Origin of the sequence: Tsuneonella sp. CC-YZS046, assembly GCF_035581365.1 — a bacterium.
In the GTDB taxonomy this organism is placed as follows: domain Bacteria; phylum Pseudomonadota; class Alphaproteobacteria; order Sphingomonadales; family Sphingomonadaceae; genus JAWKXU01.
In genome coordinates this window covers 2,073,607-2,092,100 of the sequence record NZ_CP141590.1, presented here as the reverse complement: position 1 = coordinate 2,092,100, position 18,494 = coordinate 2,073,607, and the positions used below count along the sequence as shown (strand labels likewise).

Sequence of the window (18,494 nt, the reverse complement as noted above, 5' to 3'; positions counted from 1 at the left end):
GTAGTAAACTGCCCCGGATGGATCGCCGCAGCACTTCGCAGGCCAGCATCTGGTCCTATTCCCCAGCCAGTTCCAACGACTGGCTGGCTTCCGCCGCGTTGGCCCCGGTTTCATTCAATCTCGCGGTCTGGGATTACTGGGCGGAATTTTCCGAACTCTGGTGGAAGAACGTCTTCACCTCCAGATATCACCATGGACATCCGGATCATTGCCAGCTGGAAGTGCCCGATCCGATCGAGGAAGAAGGCGAGCACGATCTGTTCGCCTGACGTGCCGGGGCTGCCGTTTCTCCGTTAATCGCCTTCCTGGCCATATCCCCGCCACCGATCCCCGCCAGATGGATCGAGGCAGGTGCAGCGCCGGGCCGACGAGCTCCCGGCGCTGCCTGCATCGGGAGTCCATCGGACCCCGGGCAGCAGGTAAATCCAGACCCTCCGCGCTCTCGTCATCCGCGTTGGAATTACACGGCGGAACTGAAGCGGGATGGCGATCCCGCGCGATAGGGGTCGAATTGCGAGGCTATGGCGCGAGCATAGGCAAGTCCGGCGGGCGGGATGACGAGCTTGCCCTCTTCGGCCACAAGCAGGCCCTTTTCGATGAAGGGGGCGATGCCCGGATAGACTTCGGTCAGAATGGCCCGATCCACGCGGGCTTGCCCGTGGCATAGCAGGCGTTCGATGATCCGCCCGCGCAGGCGATCCCCGGCCAGGCGGAACACGCCTTTCGAAACCGGAAGCTGGTCTTGCGACAGCATCATCCGGTAACGGCCCGAATTCTTTTCGTTCTGGACGATCAGTTGCGGAAAGCTCGAAATGGCGGATGCGCCGAGGCCGATGGTCACCGGGGCGTCGTCATCGGTGAAGCCCTGGAAATTGCGGTGCAGCCGCCCGCTCAGCGAGGCTTGCGCCAGCGCATCGCCCGGCAGGGCGAAGTGGTCGAAGCCCACCGGCTGATACCCCTGATCCACGAACATCCGGTATCCGCGCTCCGCCATCCTGAACCGCTCATATTGGCCCGGCAGCGCCGACGCATCGATCCGCCGCTGTCTGGGGATCAGGTGGGGCACATGGGCGTAGCCGAACAGCGCGACGCGATCCGCGCCCATGGCGACCGTGGTTTCTATCGTGTGGACGAGATCGTCCATGATCTGGCCGGGCAGGCCATACATCAGGTCGAAATTGAGCGATGCGATGCCGACCTTGCGCAGCAGGGCCACGCTGCGCGCGATGTCCTTCATCGGCTGCTCGCGCCCGATGGCCGCCTGCAGATGCGGCGCGAAGGTCTGAACGCCGAGGCTCGCGCGGGTCGCGCCGATTCCGCCCATCACGGCGCCCCAGCTCTCGTTGAGGGTGCGGGGGTCCAGCTCGATCGAAATGACGGGATCGGTCAGGCGGAAATGCAGCGTCAGCGTATCCATGAGCCTGACGAAGTCGGTCGGGGCGATGGCGTTGGGGCTGCCCCCTCCGAATGCGACATGCCGGATCGATGCGCTGCGCGGCAGCCGCGAACCGATCATGACGATTTCGTGGTAGAGCGAGTCGAGATAGCTCGCCAGCCTTTGCCGCCTGTTGGCGGCGCCGGTGTTGCAGCCGCAATACCAGCAGATGCTTTCGCAGAAGGGGATATGCACATAGAGCGAAATCTCGCCCCGCGCCTGTTCCAGGGCGGCGAACACGTCGGAGGGGCAGACCCCGTCGGCAAATTCGGCGGCGGTCGGGAAGCTGGTATAGCGCGGGACCGGCTTTGCCAGCAGCTCGGGGAAATAAGGCCACATGACGCCGCTTAGACGGCAAGCGCCGGCGGCATTCATTGAACTGGATCAAGAATCGCCCGCGGCGAATCCTGTCGGGGCCAAGGTTCTGACCCTAGCCAGCGCGTTCCAGCAGGGTTTCCGGATCGAGAATGACGACCGCGCGGCGCGAGGGCAGGTCGATGATGCCCTCCGCCTTCAGCTTGGTCAGCTGGCGGCTGACCGTCTCGATGGTCAATCCCAGCACATCGGCGATCTGCTGGCGCGAGAAGGGCAGCTCGAATTGCTGTTGCTGCGTGGCCGGCACATGCCCGCAACCCTGCGGCATCATCCGCTCCGCGATTTCGAGCAGGAAGCTGGCGATCCGTTCGCTCGCGTTCTTGCGGCCCAGCAGCAGCATCCAGCGCCGGGTTCGATCAAGCTCCGCCAGGGTCCGTTCGAGAAGCTTGTGCTCCAGCTTCGGGTGCGAATGGGCGAAAGCGTCGAAATCGGCGCGGGAAAAGACGCAGACCTTCGCCTCGGTCAGCGCGGTCACGCTATGGGCCGTGGTGGAGCCGAACGGCCTGCCGATGAAATCCGACGGATATACGACGCCGACAATCTGTTCCCGCCCATCTTCCGTGCCGGTGGACAGCTTCAGCAGCCCTTCGATGACATTGGCGACAAGGATGGAATCCTCGCCTTCCCACAGCAGGGACTGGCCCGGCTGGAGCGTGCGGCGCCGTCCGATCGTGCTCAGAGCGCCGATCTCCGACGCGTCCAGCGCTGCGCATATGGCGCTATTGCGTACAACGCAGGTGTCGCAGAAGCTCATTCTTCCGCGCCTATCAAACAGCAGGTCCGCCAGCAATGGCAATTGCGCGCGCCCGGTATTATGATCCCCTCGTGAACGATCCGCAGCAACCCGCCGTCCTTTTCGTCTGCCTGGGCAATATATGCCGCTCTCCGCTGGCGCAGGCCGCGTTCGAGCATGCGGCCGAAAAGGCGCGATTTCCGGCTTTCGCGGATTCCGCGGGCACGGGAGACTGGCATATCGGCCGCCCGCCCGATCCGCGTGCGCAAGCGGTCGCGCGCCGCCACGGCATCGATATCGCAAGCTATCGCGCGCGCCAGATCGAAGCGGCCGACTATTATCGCTTCAGCCATATTTTCGCGCTCGATCACGCCAATCTGAAAGACATCCTGGAGCGTATGCCGGCAGACGGCACGGCGCGGGTCAGGCTGCTGCTCGATATGGTGGATGGCCGGGCCGGGCAGCCGGTGGCCGACCCCTATTTCGGCGAAGAAGCGGGCTTCGACATTACCTGGCGGGATGTGACCGATGCGGCGCAGGCCCTGATCCGGCAACTCGCCCGCCGGGAAGATGGGGCGGGGAAATAACCGCTTTGCGATCCGGCGATTTGGAATAGATAGACGCGATGTCCCGCATGACGGTCAATGGTCGCCCGGTCCGCTTCGCGCTCGACCCCGACACGCCCCTGCTCTGGGCCTTGCGCGACGCGGCCAATCTGACCGGGACCAAATATGGCTGCGGAACCGGCGACTGCGGGGCCTGCATGGTGATGGTGGACGGGGAAGCGCTGCGTTCGTGCCTGATCACCATCGCCGAGGCCGAGGGCCGCTTCGTCACCACGATCGAAGGGATTTCGAGAGATCGGTCGCACCCGGTCCAGCAGGCGCTGGTGGCCGAGCAGGCCATTCAATGCGGCTTCTGCACGCCGGGCATCGTGATGAGCGCGGCGACATTGCTGCGCTCCAATCCCGCCCCTTCGGATGAGGAAATCAAGGCGGCGATTCCCAACCTTTGCCGCTGCGGTGTCTATCCCCGGCTGGTCCGGGCGGTGCAGCGCGCGGGGCGGGTGATGCGGCGCCTGGAGACGATCAGTGCCGCTCCTGCGCCCGGCATCAGCGCGGAAGATGCGGCAAGGGCTGTTCCGGCCATGAATCCTGCTAAGGAATCCGAAACAGATTGAGTGCGATCTTGGCGCATGGCGTCTCGACCGCTAGGTCCTGACCCCAGGCGGGCAATGACCTGCGAAAAGAGAGGAATGCAGTGGTGAAGGCGACGATCTGGCACAATCCCAATTGCAGCAAATCCAGGCAGACCCTGGCCATTCTCGAGGAAACGCCCGGCCTCGAAATAGAAGTGGTCCAGTATCTCCGCGATCCGCCCTCTACCGAAAAGCTCGCCCAGTTGTATCGCGATGCCGACATGCCCGCGCGGGAGGGTTTGCGCCTTGCCGGGACGGATGCGGAGCAGCGCGGGCTGACCGAGGCCGATGACGCGGCGGTGATCGCGGCAATGGCCGAAGACCCGAAACTGATCGAGCGGCCGCTGGTGGAGACGGCGAAGGGGGTGCGCCTGTGCCGGCCCCCGGAAAAGGTGCGGGAAATCCTGTGACAGCCTCAGCCCGCCGGTGTCCGCGATTGCTGCGCGCATTTCCTTGCGCTAGATTCGCCGCGTCCGGCTTGCAATCACCCGGCTATTTTGCAAACGCCCGCGCGGCGGATCGGCCCTCTCTTTCGGGCCGTGTTGAAAAGGGACCCCCATCTGCATGACCGGAAGCGAGCTTTCCTTCGAACGGCGCAGCGCGCGGTGGAAACGCGGCCTGCAGCGCGTGCTGGGGCCTTGGGGCGTCTTTTTCGAAGGATTCCTCAAGCACCCGGTCATGGTCGGTTCGATCATCCCGTCGTCGCGCTTCACCATCGCCAAGATGCTGGCGCCGGTGGATTGGAACGAGTGCAGGCTGTTCGTGGAATACGGCCCCGGCGTGGGCACGTTCTGCAGGCCGGTGCTGGAGCGGCTGCGGCGCGACGCGACCTTGATCGTGATCGACACGAACCCGCTCTATATCGATTATCTTCGGCGCACGATCGGCGACAGCCGCTTCATTCCGGTGCTCGGTTCAGCCGCCGATGTCGAGGAAATCATTCGTGCGCATGGTTTCGACCATGCCGATTACGTGCTGTCCGGGCTGCCCTTTTCCACCCTGCCGGAAGGGGTGGGGCCGGCGATCGCCGCTGCCACCCACCGGGTCCTGAGGCCCGGCGGGGCGTTTCTGGTCTATCAGTTCAATGCGAAGGCCCGGGATTTCATGGCGCGGCACTTCACCCGGATCGATCAGGGCTATGAGCCGCTCAACATTCTCCCCTGCCGCCTGTTCTGGGGCTGGAAGGAAGCGGACGAAACCGCCGCAGAGGCCTGATCGCTTCTGTCGGCCGGGTTTATTCGCCAGATCTACTCGAAAGTCTGGCTGATGGCTTCCGGCGAAGGGCCGGACAGCTGGCGATGCGCCGAAGCGATGATCGCGACGAAATAGACCACCATCAAAGCCCCAGCGAAGCCGGACAGCACGCCATTGGCGATCTGGCTCACGATCCCGGCGCCGAGCGCGATCATCGAGATCAGGCCGACGATCATCGAAATCACGATCATGATTACGACGAAGGCCAGGAACACCAGGAAATAGAAGCCGAAAAGACGCAGGCTGTTGCCCCTGGTCAGGTTCCATGATCGGCTCAGGGCGCGGATCGGATTGCGCAACCCGTCGATCACGATGACCGGCGCGGTGAGCGATGTCTTGGTCATGACATAGACCAGGCCGACAAAGCCCAAGGGAAACAGGATGGCGGCCAGCGCGACCGAGCCGGAAGCGGTGGCGGCGCCGACGATAACGACGAAGCCCAGCGCAACCGCAACGCCGAGCAGCAATTGCGCGGCGAAATAGGGCAGAAAGCTGACGGCTCCGGCCTTGAGCGCTTCGCCCACCGTCGGGCGGCGCCGGTCGGTCAGCAACGCAAGCAGGGCGAGAACCCCTATCGCCTGGGCTATGCCGACAACGATGAGCCAGGGCGCGGCCTCGGCATAATAGGTGCCGACCATGTTCATGGCCTGCGCTTCATCCATCGTGCCCGTCGCTTCCGGCATGGGCGCGAACAGGGCCATGGCGAAGCTGGGGAGGAAAAAGAACACCCCGGCGATGATGGCCAATACTTGCGCATTGACCGAAACCATGCCGCTCGCCTCTCGCCACGCCAGGTTCATGTCGAATTTCACGGGTGTTTCCTCATGCCTCGGCTGACTTCGGGCTTGATAAGCACTCCCGATGGTTCCACGCAAGCGGCGTAATGGATGCATTGGGACACATTGCGGGATCGGACGGTATCGAATGGCGGCTGAGTGCCGCTTCGGTGCCCTACCGTGCCGCTCTGGCGGAAATGGAGGAACGCAACCGCGCCGTATCGGATGGGCAGGGGCGGGAACTGATCTGGCTGCTGGAGCATCCGCCCGTCTATACCGCCGGAACCAGCGCCGCCGCGGCGGAATTGCTCGATCCGCGGTTTGAAGTGGTGGAGACGGGGCGGGGCGGGCGCTACACCTATCACGGCCCGGGCCAACGCGTGGGATATGTGGTGCTGGACCTGTCGAAACGGGCGCGGGACGTGCGCCATTTCGTCCATTCCCTCGAAGGATGGGTAATCGATACGCTGGGCGATTTCGGCATCGAGGCATGGCGCGCGCCGGGGCGGATCGGGATCTGGACCGGAGATGCCGATGGGCGCGAAGCGAAGATCGGGGCGATCGGGGTGCGCGTGCGGCGCTGGGTGACGATGCACGGTTTCGCGGTCAACCTCGCTCCGGATCTTGGGCATTTTTCCGGCATCGTTCCTTGTGGTATCGCGGAGTATGGCGTGACCAGCCTCGAAAGATTGGGGGTTGCGGTTACGCCGGAAGATTGGGATCGGGCGTTGATCGCGCGCGCTGGCGGCTTCCTCGCCGCGCTGGAAACGCCACCTGAGGAGTGAAGTCCAAGATGAACCGTTGCCTGCCTCTGGCGCTTCTGGCCACTGTCCTGCTTTCCGCCTGCGGCGGCGGAAAGAATGGAGATGGAGACGGCGGGGCTTCCGGCCAGGTGGCGGAAGGCACGATCAGCGACGCCATGCTGCCGCTCGACACCGTGCGTTCTCAGGCGCCCCTGGCCGCGCCGGAAGCAACAGCGAGCGGAACGCCGGGCGCGAAGAGCACGGGCGCCGCCTCGGGCGGTTCGGACAATGCCGCGGCGGCCGAGGCCGACGAGGATGACGCCCCGGCCACTCCTGCTCCTGAAAGGGAAGCGCCTCCCGCCGATCCGATCGGCGCGGCTATCTCAGGCGAATAGATTCGGCCCGAGCGAGGCCTGGGGAGGCAAGACTCTCCAGGCAGGGGAGCCTTACGACCTCGCGCCCAGATCGCCCTTGCCGATCGTGCCGCTGGCCATCTCCAGCATCCGGTCGAGGCTTTTCTTCGCCGCCAGCCGCAGGTTCTCCTCGATCTCGATGCGGGGCTGCAGATCCCTCAGCGCGGTGTAGAGCTTTTCCATCGTGTTGAGCGCCATGTAGGGGCAGATGTTGCAATTGCAGTTGCCGTCCGCCCCGGGCGCGCCGATGAAGGTCTTTTCCGGAATAGCCTTTTCCATCTGGTGGATGATGTGCGGCTCCGTCGCCACGATCAGCGTGTCGCCGGGGAAAGTCTTGGCGAACTGGAGGATGCCGCTGGTCGATCCGACATAATCGGCATGGTCGATGATGGTCGGGGGGCATTCCGGGTGCGCCGCGACGGGGGCGTCGGGGTGCTCCGCCTTCAGCTTGAGCAGCTCGGTTTCGCTGAACGCCTCGTGGACGATGCACACGCCCGGCCAGAGCAGCATTTCCCGGTTGAACTTGCGCGACAGATAGCCGCCCAGATGCCGGTCTGGCCCGAAGATGATCTTCTGCTCTTCCGGAATCTGGGACAGGATCGTTTCCGCGCTGGACGAGGTCACGATGACGTCGGACAGCGCCTTAACCTCGGTCGAGCAGTTGATGTAGGTGAGCGCGATATGATCAGGATGCGCTTCCCGGAACGCCTTGAATTTCTCGGGCGGGCAGGAATCCTCAAGGCTGCACCCCGCTTCGAGGTCCGGCAGGACCACGATCTTGTCGGGCGAGAGGATCTTGGCGGTGTCGGCCATGAACTTCACCCCGCAGAAGGCGATCACCTCGGCATCGGTGTCCGCCGCCTTGCGGGACAGTTCGAGGGAGTCGCCCACGAAATCGGCCAGATCCTGAATCTCCGGCTTCTGATAGTAATGCGCCAGGATCACGGCCTTGCGCTCCTGGCGGAGCCGGTCGATTTCCGCGCGCAGCTCGGTGCCCGTCGGGACTTTGGTTTCAACGCTCATTGTGCGGTCTGTTCCTCTCCGTCGAAACGGACATTGACGGTGACATCCCCGAAGCCGGCCACTTCCAGCGGGATCGCCAGATTCTGGCGAATCGCATCCTTGGCTGCCGTTCGGGCGAGATTGACGAGTATGGGATTCGCCGCCTGCTCCATTGCCTGCGTTTCCGCAAGCCGCGTATTGCTGCGGGTCAGCTTGTCCTGCGCATCGCGGGTGATCCAGATGCCCTCGCGCAGATATTGCGCCCGGGCTTCGTCCAGATTGGGCTTGCCGATGGAAATGGACGGTAGCAGAACCGACAGGGTGCGGCTCTGGTCGTTCCAGCTTAACCGATCGCGATTCATCTGCGACAGATCGAGCGTGTAATCGACGCGCGCCGGGATGACGGCGACCTGACGGGACTGGATCGCGCCGAACAGACGGCTGTCCTCGGATGCGACCACCGGCGCGAGCTGCGCGGAGAACACCGTCAGCCGGTTCTGCTTCTCGAATGCGACAAGGCTGGTGCCGAGCGGATCGCCATTATTGCTGTCCGGCCCCAGCGCCTTCCACGCCAGCCCGATCGCCAGAGCGAAGGTGACGATGAACAGAAGCCACGGCAATGCCGAAGCGCGGGCCAGGCGGCTTCGGACCGTGCTGCTTGCCGATTCGGACGGTTTCAGCTCGCTATCTGCCATACTTCCCCCGAGCGTTCGACTTGCCCCCGCCGTTCCAGGTCGATGAGATGGGCCAGCACGGACATGCCGGCCGCCGGGAACAGGTGCGGATCGGTGCCCTTGTACATTTGCGGAACCATGTCGGGAATATTCTGCGGGCCTTTTTCAAGCTGGCGGAGCACTTGCCGCTCGCGCTGGCGGCGGTGGCCGATCATCCCCCGGACAAGCTGCTTCGGCTTGTCCACCGCAGGACCGTGCGCGGGATAATAGACCCGGTCTTCCCGCTCATGCAGCAGGTATAACGAATCCATATAGGCGGCCATGTCCCCATCGGGCGGGATGACCACGCTGGTCGACCAGCTCATCACATGGTCGCCGGTGAACAGGGCGCCGGTTTCCTCGAGCGAAAAGCAGAGGTGATTGGAGGTATGGCCCGGCGTCGCGACTGCCACCAGCGTCCAATCCGGGCCACTGAGACGTTCGCCGTCAGCCAGGATACGGTCAGGGGCATAGTCCGTATCGAAGGGTGCATCCTGGCGCGGGCCTTCGGTCGATAGCGCCAGCGGGGCGCAGCCGATGATCGGCGCGCCGGTGTGCTGCCTGAGCGGAGCCGCGGCGGGTGAGTGATCGCGATGGGTATGCGTGCAGCAGATCGCCATCACCGAGGCATCGCCGATCGCCTGGATCAGTGCATCCAGATGCGCCGGCTCATCCGGCCCGGGGTCGATCACCGCGATCCTGTCGCCTTCGCCGATGAGATAGGTCTGCGTGCCGGTATAGGTGAATGGCGAAGGATTGGGAGCAAGGACGCGGCGAACCAGCGGCTCGAGCCGTTCGGCCGTTCCGGTCGGCCAGGGTTTGGGCGGTCCTTCCATGGCTGGCATATGGGGGCTAGTTGCCGCTAAGTCGAGGGTAAGCCGGTTCGGTTTCAACGGGCCGCGCTTGAAAAGGGAGAAGGCATGCCGGGCGATCTCATTCTCGTTCTCGATGAAGGAACCACTTCCACCCGGGCCATGATCTTCACCGCCGCCGGGCTTCAGCTTGCCGTCGCGCAGCGGGAATTGATCCAGCATTATCCTGCCCCGGGGCATGTCGAACACGACCCGGCGGAAATCTGGGACAAGACGCTCGGCGTGGCGCAGGATGCGGTGCGCCAGGCAGGGGGCGCCGAACGGATCGCCGCCATAGGCATAACCAATCAGCGCGAAACGGTCGTGGCCTGGGACAAGGCTGGCGGGCAGCCGTTGTCCCGCGCGCTGGTCTGGCAGGATCGCCGCACTGCGGCCCAGTGCGGGCAATTGCGCGCGGCGGGCCATGAGGATGCGGTGCGGGAGAAGACCGGGCTGCTGCTGGACCCTTATTTTTCGGCCACCAAGATGCGCTGGCTGATCGACAATGAGCCGCAGGTGGCCGCGGCGGCGGCAAAGGGCACGCTTGCCTTCGGTACGATCGAAAGCTGGCTGCTCTACAATCTGACAGGCGGCGCCCACCTGTCGGATGCCAGCAATGCCAGCCGGACCTTGCTGCTGCCGCTCGAGGGGGCATCATGGGATGCGGGGCTGTGCGATCTGTTCGGCGTGCCGTCGCGCGCCTTGCCGGAAGTATGCGACAATGCCGGGCCGATCGCGTCCACCAGCCCCGACCTGTTCGGCCGGGCGATACCGATCTGCGGCCTGGCCGGGGATCAGCAATCCGCCACCATCGGGCAGGCCTGTCTCAACCCCGGCGATTGCAAGGCGACCTATGGCACCGGCGCCTTCGTGCTTTCGAATATGGGAAGCACGGTTCCCCGGTCGGCCAACCGCCTGCTTGGCACGGTGCTTCGCCAGCTTGGCGGGCAGCGCCATTATGCGCTGGAAGGTTCCGTCTTTGTCGCGGGCAGCCTGATCCAGTGGCTGCGCGATACTTTGGGCATCATTTCCAGCGCGGATGAAACCGCGCGGCTCGCGGCCTCGATTCCGGATTCAGGCGGCGTTACGATTGTCCCGGCCTTGTCCGGCCTAGGTGCGCCACATTGGCGCCCCGAGGCGCGGGGAGCCATCGCGGGGCTCAGCTTCAACAGCGGCAAGGCGCAGATCGCCCGCGCCGCTCTCGAGGCGATGTCCCATCAGACTCATGATCTGGCTCGCGCTTTCGAGGCCGACGATGCGGGCTGGACCAGCTTGCGGATCGATGGCGGCATGAGCGCGAACGACTGGATGGCGCAGGATCTGGCGGATATTCTGCGCCTGCCGGTCGAGCGCCCGGATTATGTGGAAACCACCGCGCTGGGCGCCGCGGTGCTGGCCGCGCTGGGCGTGGGGCTTTATCCCGATCTCGAAAGCGCCGCGCGATCGATGCGGGGGCCGGCCCGGATTTTCGAGCCGATGATGGAGGATGGCGACCGGAGGGAGCGTCTGACGCGCTGGCAGGCTGCCATCGCTTCCGTCTAGGTTCGGTTGTATAGCCGTTGTGTGCCTTGTTGCGCCGTTTCAGATGCGGCTGACGGCTTGCCCCAGCCGGTCGCGCAGGCGATGGATGGCGCCGGGATGGGCGGAAAAGCCATCGCGCCAGGCGTTGTCGAGCCGCGCTATGCGGGCATGAAAGCGCTGGGTCCGGCCGATAAGCTCGCGCAGGGCCGGGTCGAGCAGCGCATAATTCTCGGCGTCGATTGCCGCCTTGTCCCTTGGCAGCCGTCCATGCCGCCGCAGCTGAAATTCGCTTAGCTCGCCATTGAAGTAGGCGCGCTGGTTGAGCAGCCATGCGATCGTGTGCATCATCCGCGTGGTTGCGCGCAGCGCTTCACAGGAAAGCGCGATCCGGGCCAGATCTTCATCTTCCGCCAGCCTGCTGATCCTGCCCGACATATCGAAAGCGTCGCGCACATTGTCGGCAAGCACCATCGCCTCGCTGTAAAGCGTTTCGATGATATGCGGGTTTATGTTCGCTGGCCCTGTCATGCGCGAACCCATGGCTAATCCAGCAGGGGCGGCAAAGCCAGAGAGCGGAGCGAATTGTCCCAATGCAAATTCGCCTTGTCCCGCTGCGGAACTGAATTTCGCGGCGCTGCCTGCCTGCGCGGCGAGGAAGCAACGGCGCGCACCAGGCACTGCGGGCAGCCCGCCGCCGGCCGCGTCAGGCGATGATATCCGGAATGAGATAATCTTCCAGAATGGCGATCTGGTCCTTCAGCAGGAGCTTGCGCTTCTTGAGTTGAGCGATCTGAAGCTGGTCGGAGCTGCCGGAGGCGGAGAGGGCTTCGATCGCTGCGTCGAGATCGCGATGTTCGATGCGTAAGGCCTCCAGTCGCTTGCGCATCTCCTGTTCGGTCACCGGCAAAGCTCCCCGCAATTCGTGATCGGACCATTCGTCTCGCGCCCGTGGTCGCTTATCGAAAGCTCGACGGATCGGCTTCGCAAAATAGGCAGAATATGTTTCAATGACAATCACGCGACTCCGGTTTGCCGGAGCATCGCGGTCCGCGCCGACAGGCGCACGCTAGAGGAAGGAGATAGCCTATGGAATCGCCTCACGTCAGCGCATTGCAGCTCAAGCATCAAGGCCTGGAACAGAAGATCCGGGCGGAGATGAGCCGCCCTTCGCCGGATGAGGGCGCGATCCAGTTCCTCAAGAAGCAGAAGTTGCGGATCAAGGAGGAGCTGTCCCAGCTCTGATCGCATACCGCGCCCGCCCGCCTCGCGCGGGCTGGCGCTCCTGCCTCGCCGGAATCAATTAGACGCGACCATGCGTTCCCAAATGGCGCGATCTGTTATACTCGCAGAGTATGACCGCTGCCACCAATGCTGCCCGCACGATCCTCATCCGTCTGCATGACGTGATGGCTTCCCGCTTGCATGCGCAGGCGAAATTGAATCAGGTCGTTGAGATAATTGGCGAAAGCCTCAACAGCGAAGTCTGTTCGATCTACTTGCTGCGCGAAGGCATGCTGGAACTGTTCGCGACCCGGGGCCTGAACCAGAGCGCGGTTCACGTCACGCGGATGGCGGTTGGCGAGGGCCTGACCGGCACGATCGCCGAAAATGTGGAGACGCTCAATCTCGCGGAGGCGGCCGCTCACCCGGACTTCCAGTATCGGCCCGAAACCGGCGAAGAGAAGTTCCATTCCTTTGCCGGCGTGCCGATCGTCCGGCGGGAACGCGCGGTCGGCGTTCTATGCGTGCAGCATGTCGACCCCCGGCGCTACGAGGAGATCGAGATCGAGGCGCTGCAGACGGTGGCCATGGTTCTGGCGGAACTGATCTCCAATGCCGACCTGATCGACGAGGAGGATCTCGACAGCAGCAATCCGGCGCTGAGCGGGCCGCAGATCATCAGGGGCCTGTCGTTGGTGAAGGGCCTGGCGAGCGGCGTGGCGGTCTATCACCAGCCCAGGGTGACTATCGAGCAGGTGGTCGCGGAAGATGTCGAGGCGGAGCGGCAACGGGTCTATCTCGCTTTCGACAAGATGCGCGAACAGATCGACCGCATGGCGAGCCAGGCGGAGTTCGGCGTCGGTGGCGAGCATGAGGAGGTGCTCAAGACATACAAGATGTTCGCCTATGACGAAGGCTGGACGCGGCGCATCAACGAGGCGATCGATTCCGGCCTGACGGCGGAAGCGGCGATCGAGCGGGTGCAGCAGCGCACGCGCATGCGCATGCGCCAGATCGACGATCAGCTGCTTGCCGAGCGGATGCACGATCTTGAAGATCTGGCCAACCGGCTGCTGAGAATCGTTTCCGGCCAGCTCGGCACTGCGGCGACCAAGGGCCTGCGCGGCGATGCGGTCCTGATTGCGCGAAACCTCGGCCCGGCCGAACTGCTCGAATATGACAAGCGGCGCCTGAAGGGCGTGATCCTCGAGGAAGGGTCGCTCACGGCCCATGTCGTGATCGTGGCTCGCGCGATGGGCGTGCCGGTGCTGGGGCGTGTGCGGGGGTTGCGCGGCCTTGTGCGGGAAGGCGACGAGATATTGCTCGACGGGGATACCGGCACCGCGACCGCGCGCCCGACAGTGGCCATGCAGGAGGCGTTCGAAGCGCGGTTCGCCCGCAACAAGGAACGGCAGGCCGCCTATGCGAGACTGCGCGATGTCAGCCCGATCAGCCGCGACGGCAAGCGCATCAAGGTCATGATGAACGCAGGCCTGCGCGACGATATGCCGATGCTCAATCTGACCGGCGCGGATGGGATCGGGCTGTTCCGGACGGAATTCCAGTTCCTCGTCGCCGCCGCCTTGCCCGCACGGGAACGGCAGACCCGGCTCTATCGCGATGTGCTGGATGCAGCGGGCGACCGGCCTGTGGTGTTCCGCACCGTCGATGTCGGCGGCGACAAGGCGCTGCCTTACCTGCGCGAGAGCAACAATGAAGGCGACGAAAATCCGGCCATGGGCTGGCGCGCCCTGCGTCTCGCGCTGGAGCGGGAAGGATTGCTCAAGGCGCAGGCCCGCGCCTTGATGGAAGCCGCCGCCGGGCGCACGCTCCATGTTATGTTCCCGCTGGTTTCCGAGCCATGGGAGTTCGATGCCGCGCGGCAAGTGTTCGAAGGGCAGCGCACCTATCTCAAGGGCCAGAAGAAACCCCTGCCCGAAGCGATCTATTACGGGGCGATGCTGGAAGTGCCGGCGCTGGCGGAAGTCCTCGACGTGCTCATCCCCAAGCTGTCGTTCCTTTCCATCGGCACCAACGATCTGACCCAGTTCCTGTTCGCGGCGGACCGCGCCAATCCCAAGCTGGCCGAAAGATATGACTGGGTGAGCCCATCCATCCTGCGGTTCCTGCGCCGTGTCCTGGACAACACCAAGGGCAGCGGAGTCGACGTGGGCGTGTGCGGGGAAATGGGGGGGCGGCGGCTCGAGGCGCTGGCGCTGCTGGGCGTCGGGTTTCGGCGCCTGTCCATCACTCCGGCGGCCGTGGGGCCGATCAAGGAACTGATCTGCAAGGTCGATATATCGGAAATCCGGGCAGCCATGGAGAACTGGCTGCACAATCCCCCTGTCTCCCTGCGCGCCGAGTTGAAGGCATGGGCGGATGAGAGAGGCATTGAAACCGATTGAATAACAATCAGTCTTCGTCGCAACTGGCAACCGGCCGGTCGCGGGACTATGCTGGTAAATGCGGCCTCGCTTGACTTGTGATGCAAGTCAATTTTGTGTGAGTCTCGATTTGGTCCGGTGACGCCATGCTGGGGGGCGAGGGAAAGAATGGTCATACAAGAACAGGAAAATCCAGGTCCTGACGGCGGTTCGGGCGTCGACGCGGGTTTGCGTCAGGCGCGTCTGGACAAGGGCCTGAGCCTTGCGGACGTTTCCGCCGCGCTGAGAATTTCCGAGCGTCATCTGAAAATGATCGAGGATGGCCAGTTCGCGGACCTGCCCGCGCGCACCTATGCGGTGGGTTTTACTCGCAGCTATGCGCGTCTGGTGGGATTGAACGAAGCCGAGGCGGTTGCGGCAGTGCGCAATACCCTCGATTCCACGCAGGCCGACCGCTTCCGCCGAATGGGCAGCACGTTCGAGCCGGGCGATCCGGCCCGCGTTCCTTCCGCGCAGCTTGGATGGATCTCCGCATTGGCGGTATTGCTCCTGCTGGTGGGCGGCTTCATGTTCTATCGCAGCTTCTTTTCGCCCGCGGAGACACTCCCTCCCCTTCGGGAGGAAACCGAAGCTCCCGCTCCGGCGGGCGTTCCGCAGCCCGCGCCCGCGCAGCCGGCGGTATCCGGCCCGGTGGTCTTCACTGCGTTGGAAGACGAGGTCTGGGTGAAATTCTACGATGCGCAGGGCAAGCAGCTCATGCAGAAGCAAATGGCGAAGGGTGAAACCTATACGGTGCCGGCGGACGCGCAGGGGCCGCTGTTGTGGACGGGGCGGCCGGATGCCTTGTCGATAAGCGTTGGCGGGCGCCCGATCCCCCGCCTGAGCGAGAAAGAGGGCATCGTTAAGGATGTTCCCGTCACTGCGGAAGCGTTGCTGGCGCGCCCGCCCCGGCCGCAGCAGACCGCCGCCGCCGCTTCGCCCACAGCTTAAACTGCCCGCGCGCTCGACAGGCTTCGCCTGCTTCGGCAAAAGCGGGGCATTAATCTGCGGTTTGGCGTCGCGCCGCCAAGGTGCAGCTTGATCGGGTATTTTGGACAGGAGCAGATCGGATGATCGGGAAACGCGCGCGCATTTTTGCGGTTACTGCGAGTTTTGGGGCAATCCTGGCGGGAAGCGTGCCGGTTCCGGCCATCGCGCAGGTGGACGACGCACGGGTCCGCAAGATAGAGGCCGAAATACGGGCATTGCAGCGCAAGGTGTTTCCGGGCGGGGACAGCCGCTTCTTCGAGACTCCGGCGACCGGCGCATCCGCCGCCGCGGGGCAGGACAAGACCCTGCCGCCCGCGACCACGGCGGTGACGGATATTCTTGCTCGGCTCGATGCGCTGGAAGGCCAACTTGCCCGGCTCACATCCCAGGTGGAAACCAATACCAACGCGATCGCCGCGCTGAACAGGGTCGTCACGCAGCTGCATCCCGATGCGGCTGCGGCGCTTGCCCCCGCCAGCCCTGTCGCTCCGGCGGCAGGATCGCCGGTTGCCGTTCCCGTCGCGCCTTCGGTCACGGCCCCGGCGGCGCCGCTGGCCGCTGCCACGCCGTCTCCCGCGCCAGCCCCGGCCGCTGCCGCGGCGACGCCCGCTCCAGCACCGGCCCCCAAGCCCGCCGCGCCGAGCGCGCAGCGCCTGGCGGCGGTGCAGGCGATCGCCAAGCCCAGCACCAACGATCCGGGGGACGACGAATATACTTACGGGTTCCGCCTGTGGGAGGCGAAATTCTATCCGGAAGCGCAGCAGCAATTGCGCCTCTATGTCGACAAATATCCCAGTCATTCGCGGATCAGCTATGGCCGCAACCTGCTCGGCCGCGCCTATCTGGACGAGGGCAAGCCGGCCGAAGCCGCCCCCTGGTTCCTCAAGAATTACCAGGCGAACAAGCAGGGGGATCGGGCAGGGGATAGCCTGCTGTATCTCGCTGAATCCATGATCGCCCAGAAAGACACCTCAAGGGCCTGCATCGCGCTGGCCGAATTCGGAGATACCTATCCGGCGCTTGCGACCGGAAGGTTGCGGGAACAGTATGAAGCAAACCGTCGTAAGGTCACCTGCAAGTGAGAGCTTCCCCCATCCGCTGATCGCTCGCTTCGCGGGCGATCTGGCGCGGCTGTGGCCGGAGGGCGGAAAGCTGGGGCTCGCCGTATCGGGCGGCCCTGACAGCCTCGCCCTGCTGCTGCTTGCCGAAGCGGTGATGCCGGGCGAGGTCGAGATCGCCACCGTCGATCACGGGCTGCGGACGGAAAGCGGCTCCGAAGCGGCGATGGTGGCGGAACTATGCGCCGGGCACGGAATCCCGCATGAAATTCTGGCGGTGAAGGTCGCGCCCGGCAATCTGCAGGATTCGGCACGGCAGGCGCGTTATACGGCGCTCAGGGAATGGGCGGTTCGCAAGGGCGTCTCGGCGATTGCCACTGCCCATCATGCCGATGACCAGGCGGAAACCCTGCTGATGCGCCTCAATCGGGCCAGCGGCGTTGCGGGGCTTGCCGGGGTGCGCGCGCGTGGCGCCATTCCGGGATCGCAATTGCCGGTTCTGCGGCCTCTGCTGGGATGGCGTCGCGCCGAACTGGCCGAGATTGTGTCCGCTGCGGGGCTGGAAGCGGTCCGGGACCCGAGCAACGAGGACCCGCGCTTCGACCGGGCGCGCATGCGCCAGGCCCTGCAAGGGTGCGACTGGCTGGATATCGGCGCACTGGCCACCAGCGCCAGTCACATCGCCGATGCCGAGGTCGTGCTGCAGTGGGCGGCCCAGCGCGAATGGCAGGAACGGGTGCGGATCGATGAGGACGCGATCCGCTATCGCCCCACCGCACCGGGCGCCGTGATGCTGCGGGTATTGGGCCGGGCCATCGCCATGCTCGGCGGGGAAGCCCGGCTCGGCAATGTGGCCCGGCTGCTCAATCGCCTGCTGGCCGGCAAGGACGGCACGCTGGGCGGGGTGGTGGCGCGTTGCGACGGGGGCGAATGGGTGCTGCGCAAGGAGCCGCCCCGCCGGGTCTGAGCATAGGCTCAACTGGCAGCGAGATTATCTCCGACACCGATCATCTTGCCACGGCTGATCAGAATCTCGTCACCCAGCTTGGCTATGGCAAAAAGCTTGGCGGCAAAGGCGTTCGGCGTGCCGATGCAGCCATGGCTCGCATAGCCGTTCTCCACCTCGGCGCCATGGATGCTGATACCATCCCAGGTCAGCCGCATCATATAGGGCATCTCCGCGCCATAGATGTTGGAAACATGATCCTTGCGCTTCTGCAGGATCGGGAATTTGCCCAGCGGCGTGGGATAGTCGTCCGTGCCCAGCAGCACCGCCGCGGCGCCGATCTCGTGGCCATCGCGGAAGACCGAGATCACGCGGGCGTCCAGATCCACGGTGACGACGATCTTCCCGGTCGCGGGAGCGGCGCTTTCGTCCCAATGCCACTCGCCATATTTGATCGGGCCCTGGATCGGCAGGATGCTCTTGATGACAAGGGGTTCGGCAATGGCGGGCGGGGCGCCGGCATCATTCGCCACCAAGGCACTGGGGGAGGCATCGGAGGCATCGGACGGCGTCTCTCCTGCCTGAACCCCGTTCGCCCCGGCCAGATCCTGATCGGCCATGGCCAGAACCGGCTCGCTTTCCGGGCGAGGCGATTGCGCGGAGGTGCGCTCGCCGCCCTTCTGCTCGAGGATATGGCCGGTCACCGCGGCCGAACCGAAGAACAGCAGCACTGCGCCAGTCACTGCGCCGATCACTTTCCAGACGATATTCATGGCTGCACTATGCCGGTTAATGCGATTCGGTTCCAGTCGTGCCTTTGCCTGCGTCTCACCACGAGACGC

The 18,494-nt window shown here is 64.5% G+C and carries 22 protein-coding genes; 13 read left to right on the top strand and 9 right to left on the bottom strand.

The genetic code is table 11. From position 1 onward, the window contains the following. Window positions 1-17: 17 nt before the first annotated feature. On the top strand, window positions 18-269 hold the full coding sequence (locus U8326_RS10325) for a hypothetical protein (protein WP_324740168.1): 252 nt from the start codon (window positions 18-20) through the stop codon (window positions 267-269). Between the two features lie 191 nt (window positions 270-460). Here the strand turns inward: U8326_RS10325 and U8326_RS10320 are convergent, their stop codons facing one another. After that, window positions 461-1,774 (bottom strand): radical SAM protein, encoded by a 1,314-nt coding sequence (locus U8326_RS10320; protein WP_324740166.1) that lies wholly within the window; start codon window positions 1,772-1,774, stop codon window positions 461-463. Window positions 1,775-1,865: 91 nt separating this feature from the next. Next, window positions 1,866-2,564 carry a Crp/Fnr family transcriptional regulator gene (locus tag U8326_RS10315; RefSeq protein ID WP_324740165.1) on the bottom strand — a complete coding sequence of 233 codons (699 nt, stop codon included), beginning with the start codon at window positions 2,562-2,564 and terminating at the stop codon, window positions 1,866-1,868. A 71-nt stretch (window positions 2,565-2,635) separates the two neighbouring features. Between U8326_RS10315 and U8326_RS10310 the strand changes: the two genes are divergently transcribed. The 4 genes from U8326_RS10310 (at window position 2,636) to U8326_RS10295 (ending at window position 4,956) form a co-directional block, all read left to right on the top strand. Then, on the top strand, window positions 2,636-3,130 hold the full coding sequence (locus U8326_RS10310) for a low molecular weight protein-tyrosine-phosphatase (RefSeq protein WP_416385470.1): 495 nt from the start codon (window positions 2,636-2,638) through the stop codon (window positions 3,128-3,130). Window positions 3,131-3,168: 38 nt separating this feature from the next. Next, on the top strand, window positions 3,169-3,723 hold the full coding sequence (locus tag U8326_RS10305; RefSeq protein ID WP_324740163.1) for a (2Fe-2S)-binding protein: 555 nt from the start codon (window positions 3,169-3,171) through the stop codon (window positions 3,721-3,723). Between the two features lie 83 nt (window positions 3,724-3,806). Then, on the top strand, window positions 3,807-4,151 hold the full coding sequence (locus U8326_RS10300; protein WP_324740162.1) for an arsenate reductase family protein: 345 nt from the start codon (window positions 3,807-3,809) through the stop codon (window positions 4,149-4,151). 154 nt (window positions 4,152-4,305) lie between these two features. Next, window positions 4,306-4,956 carry a class I SAM-dependent methyltransferase gene (locus tag U8326_RS10295; RefSeq protein ID WP_324740161.1) on the top strand — a complete coding sequence of 217 codons (651 nt, stop codon included), beginning with the start codon at window positions 4,306-4,308 and terminating at the stop codon, window positions 4,954-4,956. 32 nt (window positions 4,957-4,988) lie between these two features. On the opposite strand, the gene U8326_RS10290 is transcribed toward U8326_RS10295, so the two are convergent. Continuing rightward, entirely contained in the window at window positions 4,989-5,807 is an 819-nt protein-coding gene (locus U8326_RS10290; protein ID WP_324740160.1) for a hypothetical protein, read from the bottom strand. A 71-nt stretch (window positions 5,808-5,878) separates the two neighbouring features. Between U8326_RS10290 and lipB the strand changes: the two genes are divergently transcribed. Continuing rightward, window positions 5,879-6,556 (top strand): lipoyl(octanoyl) transferase LipB, encoded by a 678-nt coding sequence (gene lipB, locus U8326_RS10285; protein ID WP_324740159.1) that lies wholly within the window; start codon window positions 5,879-5,881, stop codon window positions 6,554-6,556. Window positions 6,557-6,564: 8 nt separating this feature from the next. Then, window positions 6,565-6,909, top strand: coding sequence for a hypothetical protein (locus U8326_RS10280; RefSeq protein WP_324740158.1), 345 nt, complete (start codon window positions 6,565-6,567; stop codon window positions 6,907-6,909). Between the two features lie 51 nt (window positions 6,910-6,960). On the opposite strand, the gene nadA is transcribed toward U8326_RS10280, so the two are convergent. From nadA to U8326_RS10265, 3 genes are read right to left on the bottom strand one after another with little or no spacing between them, the layout of a single operon-like run. Further along, window positions 6,961-7,950: a quinolinate synthase NadA gene (gene nadA, locus U8326_RS10275; RefSeq protein ID WP_324740157.1), complete on the bottom strand. Its 990-nt coding sequence runs from the start codon at window positions 7,948-7,950 to the stop codon at window positions 6,961-6,963. Continuing rightward, window positions 7,947-8,624 (bottom strand): DUF4230 domain-containing protein, encoded by a 678-nt coding sequence (locus tag U8326_RS10270; RefSeq protein WP_324740155.1) that lies wholly within the window; start codon window positions 8,622-8,624, stop codon window positions 7,947-7,949. Before U8326_RS10270 ends, nadA begins: the two co-directional genes overlap by 4 nt. Further along, window positions 8,606-9,487, bottom strand: a complete 882-nt coding sequence (locus tag U8326_RS10265; protein ID WP_416385469.1) for an MBL fold metallo-hydrolase — start codon at window positions 9,485-9,487, stop codon at window positions 8,606-8,608. The genes U8326_RS10270 and U8326_RS10265 overlap by 19 nt, the downstream gene beginning before the upstream one ends. Window positions 9,488-9,562: 75 nt before the next feature. On the opposite strand from U8326_RS10265, the gene glpK reads away from it, so the two are divergent. After that, complete coding sequence (glpK, locus tag U8326_RS10260; RefSeq protein WP_324740153.1) at window positions 9,563-11,035, top strand: glycerol kinase GlpK; 1,473 nt, start codon at window positions 9,563-9,565, stop codon at window positions 11,033-11,035. 39 nt (window positions 11,036-11,074) lie between these two features. On the opposite strand, the gene U8326_RS10255 is transcribed toward glpK, so the two are convergent. Continuing rightward, on the bottom strand, window positions 11,075-11,542 hold the full coding sequence (locus tag U8326_RS10255; protein WP_324740152.1) for a DUF1465 family protein: 468 nt from the start codon (window positions 11,540-11,542) through the stop codon (window positions 11,075-11,077). Between the two features lie 175 nt (window positions 11,543-11,717). Next, window positions 11,718-11,915 carry a YdcH family protein gene (locus tag U8326_RS10250; RefSeq protein WP_324740151.1) on the bottom strand — a complete coding sequence of 66 codons (198 nt, stop codon included), beginning with the start codon at window positions 11,913-11,915 and terminating at the stop codon, window positions 11,718-11,720. 185 nt (window positions 11,916-12,100) lie between these two features. Between U8326_RS10250 and U8326_RS10245 the strand changes: the two genes are divergently transcribed. The 5 genes from U8326_RS10245 to tilS all read left to right on the top strand — a co-directional run bounded on the left by U8326_RS10245 (window position 12,101) and on the right by tilS (window position 17,673). Continuing rightward, the gene (locus tag U8326_RS10245) at window positions 12,101-12,256 is read left to right on the top strand and encodes a YdcH family protein (protein WP_324740150.1); all 156 of its coding nucleotides are present in this window, start codon (window positions 12,101-12,103) and stop codon (window positions 12,254-12,256) included. Between the two features lie 110 nt (window positions 12,257-12,366). After that, window positions 12,367-14,640, top strand: a complete 2,274-nt coding sequence (gene ptsP, locus U8326_RS10240) for a phosphoenolpyruvate--protein phosphotransferase (protein ID WP_324740149.1) — start codon at window positions 12,367-12,369, stop codon at window positions 14,638-14,640. A gap of 147 nt (window positions 14,641-14,787) precedes the next feature. Beyond that, entirely contained in the window at window positions 14,788-15,609 is an 822-nt protein-coding gene (locus U8326_RS10235; protein WP_324740148.1) for a helix-turn-helix domain-containing protein, read from the top strand. Window positions 15,610-15,728: 119 nt separating this feature from the next. Then, the gene (locus tag U8326_RS10230) at window positions 15,729-16,730 is read left to right on the top strand and encodes a tetratricopeptide repeat protein (RefSeq protein WP_324740147.1); all 1,002 of its coding nucleotides are present in this window, start codon (window positions 15,729-15,731) and stop codon (window positions 16,728-16,730) included. Continuing rightward, window positions 16,696-17,673, top strand: coding sequence for a tRNA lysidine(34) synthetase TilS (tilS, locus tag U8326_RS10225; protein ID WP_324740145.1), 978 nt, complete (start codon window positions 16,696-16,698; stop codon window positions 17,671-17,673). The genes U8326_RS10230 and tilS overlap by 35 nt, the downstream gene beginning before the upstream one ends. An 8-nt stretch (window positions 17,674-17,681) precedes the next feature. On the opposite strand, the gene U8326_RS10220 is transcribed toward tilS, so the two are convergent. Further along, window positions 17,682-18,425 (bottom strand): L,D-transpeptidase family protein, encoded by a 744-nt coding sequence (locus U8326_RS10220; RefSeq protein WP_324740144.1) that lies wholly within the window; start codon window positions 18,423-18,425, stop codon window positions 17,682-17,684. Window positions 18,426-18,494: the final 69 nt, after the last annotated feature.